Below are 15,684 nucleotides of genomic sequence, written 5' to 3'. Positions count from 1 at the left end.
CCGCCGCGACCTGCTTAAGGCCGGCCCTACATCATCCAGTAGGGCATCGTGCCGTAATAATCGTGGACGCGCTTGCCATAGGCTTTGTCGTCCCAGTCGGGCTCGCCCTCGCTGTCATACATGGGCGCCGCCGCGAGCTTCTCCTTGGTCAGCGGAACGACGTAGCCACCGCGATTGGTGTCGTAGTCGAGCACGCTCCAGGGGATCGGGTGATATTTCTCGCCGAGTCCGAGGAACCCGCCGAAGGACATGATGGCGTAGGCGACCTTACCGGTGTGCTTGTCCAGCATGACGTCGTAGATCTCGCCGAGATGGTCCCCGGTCGCATTGTAGACATCCGTACCGGCGACGCGTGCTCCCGCGATCAGCGGATTCTTCGATGAGACGGCCATGGTTTGAGCTGTCATCAGCTGCTCCTCCGGTTCGAGCGGCTTGTCTCGCCGCAGGCTGACTGGAGAACGTCGCTTCCCGGGAAAAGGTTCCGGCCAAAATTCATCTGCCGTTCAAATCGAGGGAGCCAATGATGCCGCCTGCGCACCGCGTGGGCACTCATGTGGGGAACTTTCCCCGCCACCCCTCGTTATGGGCGCAAGGCATCGGCCGATGCCCGGACGCCAAGGAGAAATCTGATGAAGAAGCTCGTAATCCTCGCCGCATTGGCCGCCTCCCTCGGAGCCTGCACGCAGCGCGAGCAGAATACGGGGGCTGGCGCCCTGATCGGCGCCGGTACAGGCGCTGTCATCGGTGGGCTCGCGACAGGACGCGCCGGCGGCGCGCTGGCGGGCGCCGCGATCGGCGGCGCCGGCGGCGCGATCATCGGCAACGCGTCGACGCCGGACACCTGCTATGGCCGCGACGAATACGGCCGTCGCTACCGCTACGCCTGCTGATCGACCTCAGCTTTCAGCGACAAGGCCCGCCTGGGAAGGCGGGCCTTTTTGTTTCGCGTCGCCGACGGTCTGCTCAGACCTGTCCATAAGGTCCGAAGCGGCCGACGAAGCGGTGACGCGTGCCGGGATAGAGCAGCCGCACCGCCGTGACCGGGGCGCCCTGGTTCCAGGTCCGGCGCTCGACCAGCAGGCAGGCCGTGCCGGCCTCGATGGCGAGCAGGCGGGCCTCCTCCGCCTCGGCGGCGATGGCGCTGATCGCGTGCTCGGCCTGCGACCACAGGCTGTGCTGCAAGAGCCAGTCGCCCGGTGGCGTGGCCTTGAAATCCTCCTCAGCGGCGGCGGGCACCGTGGCGAGATGGATCACGCGCTCCTCCAGCACATGGGGCTGGCCGCTGCTGAAATGGCGGGTGACGAGATGCGCGACCCTCTCGCTGCGCTTCAGCCCGAAATGCGAAGCGAGTTCGGCCGAGGGGCGGCCGTCGCGCCGCGACAAGATCTCATAGGCATAAGCCTGGCCGAGCCCCCTGACCTCGTCGGGAATCGAGAGGATGTCGAGCATGGCGTGGCTTGCCGGCGGGCTCGCGACAATCGTCCCCGACCGCCGCCGCCGCGTGATCAGGCCCTCGCGCGCGAGCTGGACGAGGGCGCGGTGTACGGTCATGCGCGAGGCGCCGAGCTGCTCCATCAGCGCGTGTTCGGGCGGGACCGAAGTGCCCGGCGACCAGACGCCATTCAGGATCAGATCGCGGATCGCCCGCCTGATCTGGTCGTAGACCGGGCCGGCTCCATCGAGCTTCACCGCCTCCAGCCTGGTTTCCGCCATCGTCAAGCCGCCTTCAGCCGAGCAATTTTCGTATCGTCGCGGCAAAGCGCGTCTTGACCGGCTCGCGCCCGAGATGGCGCCCCTCCGCGACGACCCTGCGACCGCCGACGAAGACATCGCGCAACGGCAGCGCGTTGGCGGCGAAGATCGCGCTGTCGAGCGCGATCTCTCCGGCCTTGCCGAGCAGCGCCGGATGGTCGGCAGCAAGCGTCACGAGATCGGCGCGGCAGCCCGGCGCGAGCCGCCCGATGGCACGACCGCAGGCCTGCGCGCCGCCCACGCAAGCCGCCTGCCAGAGCGCGGCCCCGGTCGAGGCGCCGGCATCCGCCATCAAGGCGCGGCCGCGGTCGCGCAGGCGCTGGGAGTATTCGAGCTGGCGCAGCTCCGCCCCGGCATCGATCTGGATGTTGGAATCGCTGCCGATGCCGAAGGCTCCACCGGCCGCGCGATAGCGCACCCCGTCGAAGATGCCGTCGCCCAGGCTGGATTCGGTGATGGGGCAGAGGCCGGCGACCGCGCCGCTGCGGGCGATGCCATCGCGCTCGGCCTCGGTCAGATGCGTCGCGTGGATCAGGCACCAGCGCCGATCGAGCGTCGTATGCTCCATCAGCAATTCGACCGGGCGGCGGCCGGTGATCCTGAGGCTGTCCTCGACCTCGCGCATCTGCTCGGCGACATGGATATGCAGCGGGCCATCGGGCCGCAAACACGCCAGCCAATCGAGATCGTCGAGCGCGACCGCGCGCAGCGAATGCGGGGCGAGGCCGAGCCGCGCATCCGGCAGCGGGCGGATCGCCGCCGCGCTCGCCTCGATCAGGCTGAGGTAGGCGTCGCGCTCATTGATGAAGCGGCGCTGGCCATGGACGGAAGGCGTGCCGCCGAAATTGCCGAAACGATAGAACACCGGCAGCAAGGTCAGCCCGAGCCCCGTCTCCTGCGCCGCCGCGGCGACCGCGCCCGCCATGGCGGCGATATCGACATAGGCGCGCCCGTCCTTGTCGTGATGCAGATAGTGGAATTCGGCGAGCGCCGTGAAGCCGCCCTCCAGCATCTCGACGAAGGCCTGGGCGGCGATGGCCTGGACGTCGTCGGGATCGAGCCTGTCGAGGAAGCGGTACATCACCTCGCGCCAGGTCCAGAAGGAATCATCGCTCGCGCCACGCCGCTCCGACAGGCCGGCCATGCCGCGCTGGAAGGCATGGCTGTGCAGGTTCGGCATGCCGGGCAAGGCGAGACCGGGCAAACGCTCCGCATCCGGCGTGGCCGCAACGCCGGCTTCGATGCGCGTGATGACGCCGTCCGCGATCGTCAGCGTCACGTCATCGGCAAATCCGTCCGGCAGGAGGGCCTGCGCGAGATGCAGGGTCTGGTTCACGCGATCGCTCCAGCAGTCATTTGCGGCCCGCTTGCCAATTGCATATGCAATTGGCTAGCATAGTCCTGGGATAGGGATTGTCGAGAGGAAACGCGGGTGGCGCAACGGCCGGATGAGTTCCTGATCTGCGACCGGGTTTGGACGAATGCCCGGCTCGCCACGATGGCGGCAGGCTCCGGCACACCCTATGGCGCGATCGCAGATGGCGTCATCGCCGCACGCGACGGGCGCATCGTCTTCGCCGGAGCGAAAGGCGACGCGCCTGCCTTCGATGCGGTGGAGACGATCGACTGCGGCGGCCGCTGGATCACGCCCGGCCTGATCGACTGCCACACCCATCTGGTTTATGGCGGCGACCGCGCCCATGAATTCGAGCTGCGCCTTGAGGGCGCAAGCTATGAGGAGATCGCGCGCGCTGGCGGCGGCATCCTCTCCACCGTCAGGGCGACGCGGGCCGCAAGCGAAGCCGAACTCTTCGCCAGCGCCGACAGGCGGCTCGCCGCATTGATCGCGGAAGGCGTCACCACCGTCGAGATCAAATCCGGCTATGGGCTGGAGACGGAGACCGAGCTGAAGCAGCTTGCCGTGGCGCGCCGGCTCGGGCGCGAGCGGCCGGTCGGCGTGCGCACGACTTTCCTGGGCGCGCATGCGGTGCCGCCGGAATATAAGGGCCGCGCCAGTGACTATGTCGAGCTCGTCACTGGACCGATGCTGGACACTGTGGCCGCACGGGGACTGGCGGATGCGGTCGATGTCTTCTGCGAGGGCATAGCCTTCTCGCCCGAGGAAACCGCGCGCGTCTTCGCTGCCGCCAAGGCCAAGGGCCTCTCAATCAAGATCCATGCCGAGCAACTCTCCAATCTTGGCGGTGCGGCGCTGGCCGCCGAGCATGGCGCGCTCTCGGCCGACCATCTCGAATATCTCGACGAGGCCGGCGTCATCGCCATGGCTGGGGCCGGCACGGTTGCGGTGATCCTGCCCGGCGCCTTCTATTTCCTGCGCGAGACGCAAAAGCCGCCGATCGCGCTGCTGCGCCAGCATGGCGTGCCGATCGCGCTCGCGACCGACGCCAATCCCGGTTCCTCGCCGCTGACCTCGCCGCTCCTGGTGCTCAACATGGCCTGCACGCTGTTCCGATTGACGCCGGAAGAGGCGCTGGCCGGCCTGACCCGCAACGCTGCGCAGGCGCTGGGCTTAGGCCGCGAGATCGGCACGCTCGAGGCCGGCAAGCGCTGCGACCTCGCGATCTGGGAGATCGAGCGCCCGGCCGAGCTCGCCTACCGCATCGGCTTCAACCCGCTTCACGCCCGCATCTGGAACGGACAATGACCTCGCCTCTCCTGCTCACGCCCGGCCACGCCCCCCTGACGCATTGGCGCGACGTGCTCGCCGGCGCCTCGCTCACGCTCGACGCGGCAAGCGCCATCGCCGCGGCCCAGGCGATCGTCGACGACATCGTTGCCGCCGGCACCGTGACCTATGGCGTCAATACCGGCTTCGGCAAGCTCGCCAGCGTGCGCATCGCAGATGCGGACCTCGCGACGCTGCAGCGCAATCTGATCCTGTCGCATGCGGTCGGCACCGGCCCGGCCCTGCCCGACAGCGTGGTGCGCCTGATCCTCGCCATGAAGGCGGCGAGCCTAGCGCGCGGCGCCTCGGGCGTGCGCCCCGTCGTGGTCGAGGCGCTGCTCGGCGCGCTCGCGGCCGATGCCTTGCCGGTGGTTCCGGCGAAGGGTTCGGTCGGAGCCTCCGGCGATCTCGCCCCGCTGGCGCATCTGACAGCCGCCCTGATGGGGGTCGGCGAAATCAGGCTGAAGGGCATGGCGCTGCCGGCAGCGGAGGCCCTGTCGCGCATCGGCCAGGCCCCGCTCGCGCTCGGCGCCAAGGAAGGGCTCGCGCTGATCAACGGCACGCAGGTCTCGACCGCGATCGCGATCACGGCGCTCTCCGAGATCGCGCGCGTCTTCGACGCCGCGCTCGTTGCCGGTGCGCTCTCCGTCGATGCGCTGAAGGGCTCGGATACGCCGTTCGATCCCCGCATCCAGGCGCTGCGCGGCCAGCCCGGCCAGATCAGGGTCGCCGCCACCTTGCTGACGCTGATCGCGGGCAGCGAAATCCGCGACAGCCACCGCTTCGGCGATACGAAGGTGCAGGACCCCTATTCGCTGCGCTGCCAGCCGCAGGTGATGGGCGCGGTGCGCGACCTCCTCGGCAACACCGCCGCGACGCTCGGCATCGAGGCCAATGCCGTTACCGACAACCCCTTGGTACTCGGGCCGGGCGAGATCGTCTCGGGCGGCAATTTCCACGCCGAGCCGGTCGCCTTCGCGGCCGACATCCTCGCCATTGGGCTGTGCGAGATCGGCAATCTCTCGGAGCGGCGCATGGCGCTCTTGGTCGACCCAGTGATGAGCGGCCTGCCTCCCTTCCTGGCGCGTGACGCCGGGCTCAACTCCGGCTTCATGATCGCACAGGTGACGGCCGCCGCCTTGGCGTCCGAGAACAAGCAGAAGGCCTATCCGGCTTCCGTCGACACCATCCCGACCTCCGCCAATCAGGAGGACCATGTCTCGATGGCGACGCATGGCGCCTACCGCCTGCTCGACATGGCCAAGAACGCCGCCAGCATCATCGGCATCGAATTGATGGCGGCGGCAGAGGCGATCGAGCATCACCGGCCGATGAAGACGAGCCCACGGCTGGAACCGGTGCTGGCTCTGTTGCGCGGACGCATCGCGCCGCTGACGGCCGATCGCTATCTCGCCCCGGATCTCGCGGCAGCGACGGACCTCGTGCTCAGCGGCGCGGTCGGTCAGGCGGCGGGGTTGGATAGTTTTGCGGAGTTCGCGGCGTGATGGTGTGCGTCATTCTCGGGCGCAGCGGAGCGGAGACCCGAGGATCTCGGGCAAGAGATGCTCGGGTCAAGCCCGAGCATGACGGAAGGCTCATCCCATGACTGACATCGTCACCGTCACCCCAGGCCCCTCGCCCTTCATCCTCTCGATGCCCCACCCCGGCACCGGATTGCCCGGCGAGGTCCGCACCGCTCTCAACGAGACCGGCCGCAGCATGCCTGACACCGACTGGCACATGCGCCAGCTCTATGGCTTCACCGAGCGCTTCCGGCCGACGATCGTCGAGGCGGGGCTGTCGCGCTATGTCATCGACGTCAATCGCGACCCCTCCGGCGTCTCGCTCTATCCCGGCCAGGCGACCACCGAGCTTGTCCCGACCACGCGTTTCGACGGCGAGCCGATCTGGACTGCGCCACCAGATGCGGCCGAGATCGAGCGGCGACGCCAAGCCTATTTCCAGCCCTATCATGAGGCGCTGGCCGCCGAGATCACCCGCGTGAAGGCGCTTCACGGCTGGTGCCTGCTCTGGGACTGCCACTCGATCAAATCGGTGATCCCGCGCCTGTTTCCCGGCACGCTGCCGAGCTTGAATCTCGGCACGAATTCGGGCGCGAGCTGCGCGGCGCCCATTGAGGCGGCGGCTGTCGCCGCGATGGCGGGCCAGCCCTTCAGCCAGATCGTCAATGGCCGCTTCAAGGGCGGCTGGATCACGCGCCATTACGGCAAGCCGGGCGAGCATGTGCACGCGATCCAGATGGAGATCGCGCTCTGCGCCTATCTCACCGATGAGGCGCCGCCCTGGACCTTCGACGAGGCCAAGGCGGCCAAGCTCCAAGCCGCCCTCTCCAGCATCATCGCCGCCGCGCTCGACGCGGCCGCCAGCTTCGAAAAGGCTCAAGCATGACCCGTATCGACAACAGCCGCGTCATCCGTAGCCCACGCGGCAGCGAGCTCTCGGCCAAGAGCTGGCTGACCGAGGCGCCTTTGCGCATGCTGATGAACAATCTCGACCCCGATGTCGCGGAGAAGCCGGGCGAGCTCGTGGTCTATGGCGGCATCGGCCGCGCGGCGCGGACCTGGGAGGATTTCGACCGGATCTGCGCCTCGCTGCGCTCGCTCGAGGCTGATGAGACCTTGCTTGTGCAATCCGGCAAGCCGGTCGGCATCTTCAGGACGCATACGGACGCGCCGCGCGTGCTGATCGCCAATTCGAACCTCGTCCCGGCCTATGCCAATTGGGAGCATTTCCACGAGCTCGATAAGCTCGGGCTGATGATGTACGGCCAGATGACGGCCGGCTCCTGGATCTATATCGGCACGCAAGGCATCGTTCAGGGCACTTACGAGACCTTCGTCGAGGTCGGCCGCCAGCATTATGGCGGCTCGCTCAAGGGCAAATGGATCCTGACCGGAGGCCTGGGCGGCATGGGCGGGGCGCAGCCGCTCGCCGCCACCATGGCCGGCGCCTCGATGATCGCGGTCGAGTGCAAGCCCTCCTCGATCGATTTCCGCCTGCGCACCCGCTATCTCGACGAGAAGGCTGCCAGCATCGACGAGGCGCTGGAGATCGTCGAGCGCGCCCATAAGCAGGGCAAGGCCGTCTCGGTCGGCGTGCTCGGCAACGCGGCCGATGTGTTTACCGACATGGTCCGCCGCGGCATCCGCCCCGATGTCGTCACCGACCAGACCTCGGCGCATGATCCGCTCAACGGCTATCTGCCGGCCGGCTGGACGCTGCAGGAATGGGAGGAGCGTCGGGAGCGTGACCCCGCCGGGACGATCCTGGCGGCGAAGGAATCGATGGCGACGCATGTGCGCGCCATGCTCGATTTCCAGAAGATGGGCGTACCGACGCTCGATTACGGCAACAACATCCGCCAGATGGCGAAGGATATGGGCGTCGCTGACGCCTTCGATTTCCCTGGCTTCGTGCCGGCCTATATCCGGCCGCTGTTCTGCCGCGGCATCGGGCCGTTCCGCTGGGCAGCACTCTCCGGCGACCCCGAGGACATCTACCGTACCGACCAGCGCGTGAAGGAGCTGATGCCGAACGACACGCATCTGCACAACTGGCTCGACATGGCGCGCGAGCGCATCCAGTTCCAGGGCCTGCCCGCCCGCATCTGCTGGGTCGGGCTGGGAGACCGGCATCGGCTCGGCCTCGCCTTCAACGAGATGGTGGCCAAGGGCGAGCTCAAGGCCCCGATCGTGATCGGTCGCGACCATCTCGATTCCGGCTCCGTCGCCTCGCCCAACCGCGAGACCGAAGCGATGAAGGACGGCTCGGACGCGGTCTCCGACTGGCCGCTGCTGAACGCCTTGCTGAACACGGCGGGCGGCGCGACCTGGGTCTCACTGCATCATGGCGGCGGCGTCGGCATGGGCTATTCGCAGCATTCGGGCGTGGTCATCGTTGCCGACGGCACGCCGGAAGCCGCGAAAAGGCTGGAGCGCGTACTCTGGAACGACCCGGCGACCGGCGTGATGCGCCATGCCGATGCGGGCTACGAAATCGCGATCGACTGCGCCAAGGCGAAGGGGCTGAAGCTGCCAGGCATTCTCGGTTGAATATGCGCCTGATCCGAGCCAGCGAATGCCGCGCCATGCCGTGGAAGAATGGCGGCGGCACCACGACCGAAATCGCCGTGCATCCGCAGGGCGCCTCGCTCGATGCCTTCGACTGGCGCATCTCCATGGCGCATGTCGGCGGCGACGGGCCGTTCTCGAGCTTCCCCGGCATCGACCGGACCCTTGCGGTGCTGCGCGGTAACGGTATCCGCCTCGCCTTCAGCGATGGTGAAACGATCACGCTCGACAGACAGACGAAGCCCTTCGCTTTCGCAGCCGACCGCGCTGTCGCGGGGCAACTCGTCGCCGGACCGATCGACGACCTCAACGTGATGAGCCGGCGTGGCGGCTGGGCTCATGCGATGCGGCGGCTGACGGGACCGGGGCCGCATGCGCTTGAAGCCCATGCGGGGCTGCTCGTCCTCGTCGCCCACGCCGGCGGCTGGGCGGTAACGGCGGCGCGCCGGACGGAGGCACTCGCGCCCGGCGACAGCGCGCTCCTGGAAAGCCCTGGGAACGTTGAACTCAGCGCCGACAACCCCGAAAGCGAGATCTTCGCGATCACGCTACAGCCGATGAGCTGACACGCATGCGTCAGGCTCGCCCTTGGGCGATCTTCGGCGAACAGCCCTCGTCCGCGCAGGCCTTTGGCGGCGTCGCGATCCTGGCAACGGTGACGCTGGTGCGGCGGGAATAGGGCCGCGACGCCCTCTTCCCTTCTCCCCTGGCGGGAGAAGGTGGCTCGGCGAAGCCGAGACGGATGAGGGGGCGCTGTGAGCTTTCCATCTAGCCGAATACGACGCCAACCTGACAGGGCACGGCGCCCCCTCATCCGGCGCTACGCGCCACCTTCTCTCCCGCCAGGGGAGAAGGGTTTCCAGCGCTCTTCCACTAGCCGCCCCCCTATTGCGGCTGCTCCATGTAGCCGCGCGTCATCGGCAGCGTGTCGAGGCGCTTGGTGAGCTGGAACTGGAAGACGACGAGGTCGTCATGCCGGAAGCTCGCCTCCGAAGCCGCGAGATAGAACTCCCACATCCGGGCGAAGCGCTCGTCATACATCGCGACCGCCTCCGTGCGGCGCGCGAGGAAACGCTCGCGCCAGGCCTTCAGCGTCTCGGCATAATGCAGGCGGAGCACCTCGACATCGGAGATGATCAGGCCCTCATGCTCGATCGCCGCCGTCACCTCCGACATCGCCGGGATATAGCCGCCCGGGAAGATGTATTTGGCGATGAAGGGATTGGTCGCGCCCGGCGGCGAACAGCGGCCGATCGTGTGGATCAGCGCGACGCCGTCTTCCTTCAACAGCTCCGCGACCTTGCGGAAGAAGGTGCGGTAATAGCCGACGCCGACATGCTCGAACATGCCGACCGAGACGATCCGGTCGAAGCGTTCCGGGACATCCCGGTAGTCCTGCAGGCGAAAATCGACCGGCAGGCCTGCGGCCGCCGCGCGCTCCTTGGCAACAGCGAGCTGCTCCTGCGAGAGCGTGACGCCGGTCACGTTCGCGCCGGTCTCGCGCGCGATCGTCAGGCCGAGCCCGCCCCAGCCCGAGCCGATATCGAGCACCTCATGGCCCGGCCTGATCGCGAGCTTGGCCATGATGTGCCGCTTCTTGGCGATCTGGGCCTCGGCGAGCGAGGTCTGCGGCGTCGGGAAATAGGCGCAGGAATACTGCATGTCCTCGTCGAGGAAGAGCCGGAAGAACTCCGATTTGAGGTCGTAGTGATGGGCGACATTGCGCCGCGCCCAGCCGAGCGTGTTGTGCTGTTGGAAGCGCCGGACGCTCGTCCTCAGCGTTGCCAGCGCCCTCCAGGCCGTCGGGCGGTTGCGCGCCACTCCTGCGACCAGCACGTCCAGCAGATCATAGAGGCTGCCGCGCTCGACCACGACACGCCCTTCCATCACCGCTTCACCCAGCGCCAGTTCCGGGTCCAGCGCGAGCTGGAGCTCGGTCGGCCGGTCGGCGATGCGCATCCTGAATGTCGGCGTACTTCCCTTCCCGACGGATTGTAGCGATCCATCGGGGAACACAACATCGATCCGCGGCTCCTTCACCAGCCGGGACAACATCCTTGCGATAAACGCGTGCATCGGCCCCACCTCATGGCAGCACCCCTTTGGAAATAAGATGGCAATCGTCCAGCGCAACAAAATAGCCCTTTTTATGCAATTCCGACCATCGCCAGCCGCATAACGAGCGAGTGGCGGGCCGATTGTTGCGCGGGCAGGTTCTAGTGGACCTCCGCCGCCAGCACGGCCTCGACGCGGATCTCCTCGACCAGCCGCTCCTTCAGCGCTACGAATTCCGGGCTGGTCTTGATGGTGTAGGGTCGCGGATGGGGCAGATCGACCGCGATATCGGCCTTGATCCGGCCGGGCCGGGCGCTCATCACCACGACGCGCGAACCGACGAAGATCGCCTCCTCGATATCGTGGGTGACGAAGAGCACGGTCTTCTGCTCGCGCTCCCAGATGCCGAGCAGCATCTCCTGCATCAAGGCGCGGGTCTGGTTGTCGAGCGCCCCAAAAGGCTCGTCGAGCAGCAGGATCTTGGGGTCGTTGGCGAGCGCGCGCGCAATCGCGGTGCGCTGCTGCATGCCGCCTGATAGCTGTTTGGGGAAATGATCGACGAAGGCGGAGAGCCCAACGCGTCCGGCCCAGTCGCGGGCGCGATCGAGCCGCTCGCGCTCGGGCACGCCCTTCTCGCGCAGGCCGAAGGCGATGTTCTCGATCACCGTCAACCAGGGAAACAGCGTGTAGCTCTGGAAGACGAAGCCGCGATCGGCGCCCGGCCCGGAAACAGGCGCACCGTCGAGCAGGATGCGGCCCTCGCTTGCCGTCTCCAGCCCGCCGATGATGCGCAACAGCGTGGATTTTCCGCAGCCCGACGGGCCAAGGATCGTGATGAAGTCGTTATCGGCGACGCTGAGCGTCGTCGGCGTCAGAGCCCGCGTCGGCTGGCCGCCGCGCTGGGCCGGAAAGACCTTGCCGACATTCTCGATGATCAGCTTGCTCATCGAGCCGCCCATGGAAACAGGCGCTGATTGACCGCCTTGAACAGGAAATCCGAGACCAGGCCGATCAGCCCGATGACGATGATGCCGAAGATGATCTGGCCGGTGTTCAGCAGCGCCTGGCTGTCGGTGATCATGTGGCCGATGCCCGATGACGAGCCGATCAATTCGGCGACGATGACATAGGTCCAGGCCCAGCCGAGCACCAGGCGGAAAATCTCGGCGATCTCGGGGGCGGCATTGGGCAGGAGCACGCGGCGCACCACGGAGGTGTCGGTCGCGCCCAGCGTATAGGCTGCGTCGACGAGATCGCGCCGGATCGAGCCGACGGCAACCGCGATCATCAAGATGAGCTGGAAGACCGAGCCGATGAAGATGACCAGCAGCTTCTGCGCCTCGCCGATACCGGCCCAGAGGATCAGGAGCGGAATGAAGGCCGAGGCCGGCAGATAGCGCGCGAAGGAGACGAAGGGTTCGAGGAACGCCTCGACCGGCTTGTAGGCGCCCATCAGGATGCCGAGCGGCAAGGCGACGACGACCGCCAGCACGAAGCCGCCGATGACGCGCCAGATCGTCATGCCGATATCGAAGGCGAAGCCGTACTGGACCAGCAGGCTATAGCCTTCCCGCAGCATGGTGAGCGGGTCGGCCAGGAACAGCCGCTGCACATAGCCGCCGAAGGTCGCGACGGACCAGAGCACGACGAACAGCGCGAAGAAGGCGACACCGTAGCCGATCCTTGCGCCGCCGGAGACCGGCTGAAGCGGTTTCATGCGGCGGCTCCGATCGTGCCCGCGACCGAGGCCAGCTCCCGCCAGGGTTCGATCGACCAGAAGCCGGCCGCCGCGCCCGAGCTCGAAGGCAGGACGAAGGCCGCGGTTGCCGCGATCTTCGCCGCTTGCGGGCCGTAGGACATCGCCTGACCTGGGAGTCCGAGAGCCGCTTGCGCCGCCCGCTTGCCGTTGAAGGCGACGATGGCTGGGGCATGCGCCCTGATCTTGCTCATAAAGCCCTCGATATCGAAATGGGATCTCAGCAAGGCGGCGTCCGGCCCCGACGTCGCCTTGGCGACGTCGGTCAAGCCGATGCCGTATCGCGGCAGATCGCGGAAATCCATCGGGCCGAGCCGCTCAGCGATCAGCCCGACCTCATGCAGGGTTTTCCAGAACTTGTTGCCCGGCCCGGCATAATAGGCCCCGCGACGTGCCGAGACCGCCCCGGCCTGCGTGCCGCAAAACACGATACGCAAGCCAGGACGCAAGACATCGGGCAGGATCACGCGGTTCAGCCGCCGATGACGTATTTCGTCTCGACCAGCGTGCCGAGATCCGGCTTCGCCTTGATCAGGCCGATCTCGAGCAGGAGGTCGGCGGCCTTGGCGGAGAAAGCCTGCCATTCCCCGGAGAAGAACGCCTTGTTCCCCGCGGCATCCGACCAGCGCAGGTAAGCGGCCGACTTGCCGAACTGCTCGCCGCTCTGCTTCACATCGGCGCCCATGATGCCATAGGCCTTGTCCTTCTCGGCCTTGATCAGGTCCAGCGCCTCGAAGTAGCTTTTGGTCAGGGCGGCAGCCGCCTTCTCGTCGACGAGGAAGGCCGGCGTGCAGCCGAACGTGTCCATCACCATCGGGTAGTCGAGCGTGGTGGCGATGATCTTGCCGGCCTCCGGCTTGTCGCGCACGGCGGAGAGGTAGGGCTCATAGGTCAGGGCCGCGTCGTTCTGGCCGGCGATGAAGGCCTGCGCCGCCGGGCCCGGCTCCATATTGACCACCGTCACGTCCTTGATGGACATGCCGTTCTCCTTGAGGAACCAGGCCAGCGCGAAATAGGGCGAGGTGCCCGGAGCCGAGGCCGCCACCGTCTTGCCCTTGAGATCCTTGATCGAGCCGATGGCGCTGCGCGTCACCATGCCGTCGGCGCCGTAGCTCTTGTCGAGCTGGAAGATCTGCTTGCTCTTCACGCCCGCGCCGTCCCAGACGATCCAGGTCTCGACGGTCGTCGCGGCGCATTGGATGTCGCCCGAGGCGATGGCGAGATGGCGGTCCTTCTGCGGGATCTTCTTGATCGTCACGTCGAGGCCGTTCTTGGCGAAGATCCCGGCCTCCTTGGCGAGCACCAGCGGGGCAAAGCCGGTCCAGCCCGAGATACCGATGGCGACCTTGGTCTGTGCCTGCGCGGCGCCCGCCGCAACCAATCCGGCGAGCCCGATGCCGGCCAATGCCGCGATGCGCTTCAAAGCTGTCATGACGTGAGCCTTCCCCTGTTGTCGTCGGATGATCCGGGCGGCGAGACGCCACCGCAAGCTGAAGCAGACCCAGATGCAACCTTCGTTCCAGGGAAGGTTAAATGCATATGCAAATCCGTCAAGCCGCGCCCTCAAGCCGCGCACTCAAGCCGCACCCTTGGCACCCATCACGCGATCTCGACCCCGCCATGAATTTCTCGCGTTTGACAGTGCGCCAAACATCTTTTCCCCTGAGGCCTCCTTTCGCGCTCAGCGCGTTCTCCACCAACCCTGTCCGGGATGATCCGAATGAACGGCGCCGACCGCCTCTGCGACACGCTCCTCGTCAACGACGTGGATGTCTGCTTCGCCAATCCCGGCACATCCGAGATGCATTTCGTCGCAGCGCTCGACCGCAAGCCGCAGATGCGCTGCGTGCTCGGCCTGTTCGAGGGCGTGGTGACGGGCGCTGCCGACGGCTATGCCCGCATGGCCGACAAGCCGGCCGCGACCCTGCTGCATTGCGGGCCCGGCATGGCGAACGCGCTCGCCAACATGCACAATGCAAGGCGCGCCTGGACCCCGATGATCAACGTCGTCGGCGACCACGCGACCTATCATCTCCAGCACGACGCGCCACTGACCAGCGACATCGAGAGCCTGGCCAAGCCGATGTCGCATTTCGTCCGCCGCATCGCCTCGGCCGAGGATGTCGGCCCGGCGATCGAAGAAGCCTATGTCGCCTCGCTGACGCTGCCGGGCGTCACCACCGTCATCCTGCCGGCCGATTGCGCCTGGAACGGTGTCGAGCCGGCCGAGCTGAAGCCGGTGAAGCTGCCCGCGCTGAAGAGCGTCGACGCCACCACGATCCGCGACATCGCCGCCGGGCTGCGCAAGCATGGCACGCGCGCCGCGATCATGCTGACCGGGCTCGCACTGCGCGAGGCGCCGATGGAGATGGCGGCGCGCGCCTGCGCCGCGACGGGCGCGAAGATCTTCAGCCAGATGTCGAACGGGCGCGTTCAGCGCGGCGCCGGCCGCGTCGCAATGCCCAAGATCCACTACCCCGTCGACAAGGCGCTCGATCAGCTCAAGGACATCGACTATCTCGTGCTGGTCGGCGCGCAGATCCCGGTCGGCTTCTTCGCATATCCCGGCAAGCCCGGGCGGCTGGTCCATGAGGGCTGCGAGATCGTGACCTTGGCCCGGCCCGGCGACGATCTGCCCGGCACGGTCGCCGCCCTCACCGACGAGCTCGGCGCGACGAAGACCGCGCCTGCCTTCATCGCCCCGCCGCGCCGGGAGCAACCGGCGCTGCCGACGGGAACGCTCGACGCCGACAAGGTCTGCAGCATCGTCTCGACCCTGCTGCCGGAGAACTGCATCGTCTGCGACGAATCCGTCTCGTCTGGCCGGATGTTCTATTTCGACTGCTACAGCGCGCCGCAGCACGACTATATCCAGCTCACCGGCGGTGCGATCGGCGAGGGCATCCCGCTCGCGGTGGGCGCTGCGGTCGCCTGCCCCGACCGCAAGGTCATCGGCATGCAGGCGGACGGCTCGGGCATGTATACGGTGCAGGGGCTGTGGACGCAGGCGCGCGAGAATCTCGATGTCGTCACGGTGATCTTCGCCAACCGGACCTATGCGATCCTGCATGGCGAGATGCGCGCCGTCGGCGTCAATGATTTCGGCCGCAACGCCAAGCTGATGCTGAACCTCGACGAGCCGGCGCTGGACTGGGTCTCGATGGCGCGCGGCCTGGGCGTCGAAGCCGCCCGCGCCACGACGGCGGAGGAGTTCACCAAGCTGTTCAAGGGCGCGCTCGGCAGGAAGGGGCCGTTCCTGATCGAGGCGGTGATCTGAACTCTTCCTTCTCCCCACCCATCTCGCTTCTCCCCACCCATCTCGGGCTTGCCCGAGATGGGAAAGG

General features: G+C 67.1%; 15 protein-coding genes. 7 read left to right on the top strand and 8 right to left on the bottom strand.

The features are described from left to right. Positions 1-26: 26 nt before the first annotated feature. The gene (locus BHK69_RS10340) at positions 27-407 is read right to left on the bottom strand and encodes a PRC-barrel domain-containing protein (RefSeq protein ID WP_069690025.1); all 381 of its coding nucleotides are present in this window, start codon (positions 405-407) and stop codon (positions 27-29) included. A 222-nt stretch (positions 408-629) separates the two neighbouring features. Here BHK69_RS10340 and BHK69_RS10335 point away from each other — a divergent pair, with 222 nt between their 5' ends. Next, positions 630-890, top strand: coding sequence for a YMGG-like glycine zipper-containing protein (locus BHK69_RS10335; protein ID WP_069690024.1), 261 nt, complete (start codon positions 630-632; stop codon positions 888-890). A 73-nt stretch (positions 891-963) separates the two neighbouring features. Here the strand turns inward: BHK69_RS10335 and hutC are convergent, their stop codons facing one another. After that, positions 964-1,713: a histidine utilization transcriptional repressor HutC gene (hutC, locus tag BHK69_RS10330; protein ID WP_158516186.1), complete on the bottom strand. Its 750-nt coding sequence runs from the start codon at positions 1,711-1,713 to the stop codon at positions 964-966. A 13-nt stretch (positions 1,714-1,726) separates the two neighbouring features. Further along, complete coding sequence (locus BHK69_RS10325) at positions 1,727-3,088, bottom strand: formimidoylglutamate deiminase (protein ID WP_069690022.1); 1,362 nt, start codon at positions 3,086-3,088, stop codon at positions 1,727-1,729. 120 nt (positions 3,089-3,208) lie between these two features. Here BHK69_RS10325 and hutI point away from each other — a divergent pair, with 120 nt between their 5' ends. The 5 genes from hutI to BHK69_RS10300 all read left to right on the top strand — a co-directional run bounded on the left by hutI (position 3,209) and on the right by BHK69_RS10300 (position 9,095). After that, the gene (gene hutI / locus BHK69_RS10320; protein WP_069693541.1) at positions 3,209-4,417 is read left to right on the top strand and encodes an imidazolonepropionase; all 1,209 of its coding nucleotides are present in this window, start codon (positions 3,209-3,211) and stop codon (positions 4,415-4,417) included. Continuing rightward, positions 4,414-5,943, top strand: a complete 1,530-nt coding sequence (gene hutH / locus BHK69_RS10315) for a histidine ammonia-lyase (protein WP_069690021.1) — start codon at positions 4,414-4,416, stop codon at positions 5,941-5,943. The genes hutI and hutH overlap by 4 nt, the downstream gene beginning before the upstream one ends. A gap of 97 nt (positions 5,944-6,040) precedes the next feature. Continuing rightward, on the top strand, positions 6,041-6,847 hold the full coding sequence (gene hutG, locus BHK69_RS10310; RefSeq protein WP_069690020.1) for an N-formylglutamate deformylase: 807 nt from the start codon (positions 6,041-6,043) through the stop codon (positions 6,845-6,847). Then, positions 6,844-8,511 (top strand): urocanate hydratase, encoded by a 1,668-nt coding sequence (hutU, locus tag BHK69_RS10305; RefSeq protein ID WP_069690019.1) that lies wholly within the window; start codon positions 6,844-6,846, stop codon positions 8,509-8,511. Before hutG ends, hutU begins: the two co-directional genes overlap by 4 nt. A gap of 35 nt (positions 8,512-8,546) precedes the next feature. Then, entirely contained in the window at positions 8,547-9,095 is a 549-nt protein-coding gene (locus tag BHK69_RS10300) for a HutD/Ves family protein (protein WP_244548458.1), read from the top strand. A 319-nt stretch (positions 9,096-9,414) separates the two neighbouring features. Here BHK69_RS10300 and BHK69_RS10295 read toward each other — a convergent pair whose 3' ends face one another. The 5 genes from BHK69_RS10295 to BHK69_RS10275 all read right to left on the bottom strand — a co-directional run bounded on the left by BHK69_RS10295 (position 9,415) and on the right by BHK69_RS10275 (position 13,772). Further along, positions 9,415-10,584, bottom strand: a complete 1,170-nt coding sequence (locus tag BHK69_RS10295) for a class I SAM-dependent methyltransferase (RefSeq protein WP_465248686.1) — start codon at positions 10,582-10,584, stop codon at positions 9,415-9,417. A gap of 161 nt (positions 10,585-10,745) precedes the next feature. Next, positions 10,746-11,531: an ABC transporter ATP-binding protein gene (locus BHK69_RS10290; protein ID WP_069693539.1), complete on the bottom strand. Its 786-nt coding sequence runs from the start codon at positions 11,529-11,531 to the stop codon at positions 10,746-10,748. Next, on the bottom strand, positions 11,528-12,301 hold the full coding sequence (locus BHK69_RS10285) for an ABC transporter permease (protein WP_069690016.1): 774 nt from the start codon (positions 12,299-12,301) through the stop codon (positions 11,528-11,530). The genes BHK69_RS10290 and BHK69_RS10285 overlap by 4 nt, the downstream gene beginning before the upstream one ends. Further along, positions 12,298-12,807 (bottom strand): mismatch-specific DNA-glycosylase, encoded by a 510-nt coding sequence (locus BHK69_RS10280; protein ID WP_244548456.1) that lies wholly within the window; start codon positions 12,805-12,807, stop codon positions 12,298-12,300. Before BHK69_RS10280 ends, BHK69_RS10285 begins: the two co-directional genes overlap by 4 nt. A 5-nt stretch (positions 12,808-12,812) precedes the next feature. Further along, a complete protein-coding gene (locus BHK69_RS10275) occupies positions 12,813-13,772 on the bottom strand; it encodes an ABC transporter substrate-binding protein (RefSeq protein ID WP_069690015.1) in 960 nt (319 codons plus the stop codon). A gap of 288 nt (positions 13,773-14,060) precedes the next feature. Between BHK69_RS10275 and BHK69_RS10270 the strand changes: the two genes are divergently transcribed. Then, positions 14,061-15,617: an acetolactate synthase large subunit gene (locus BHK69_RS10270; protein ID WP_069690014.1), complete on the top strand. Its 1,557-nt coding sequence runs from the start codon at positions 14,061-14,063 to the stop codon at positions 15,615-15,617. Positions 15,618-15,684 lie beyond the last annotated feature (67 nt).

Source organism: Bosea vaviloviae (assembly GCF_001741865.1).
GTDB classification, from domain to species: Bacteria; Pseudomonadota; Alphaproteobacteria; order Rhizobiales; family Beijerinckiaceae; genus Allobosea; species Allobosea vaviloviae.
The sequence above is the reverse complement of the archived record's forward strand: the minus strand, read 5'-3'. Positions and strand labels throughout refer to the sequence as shown.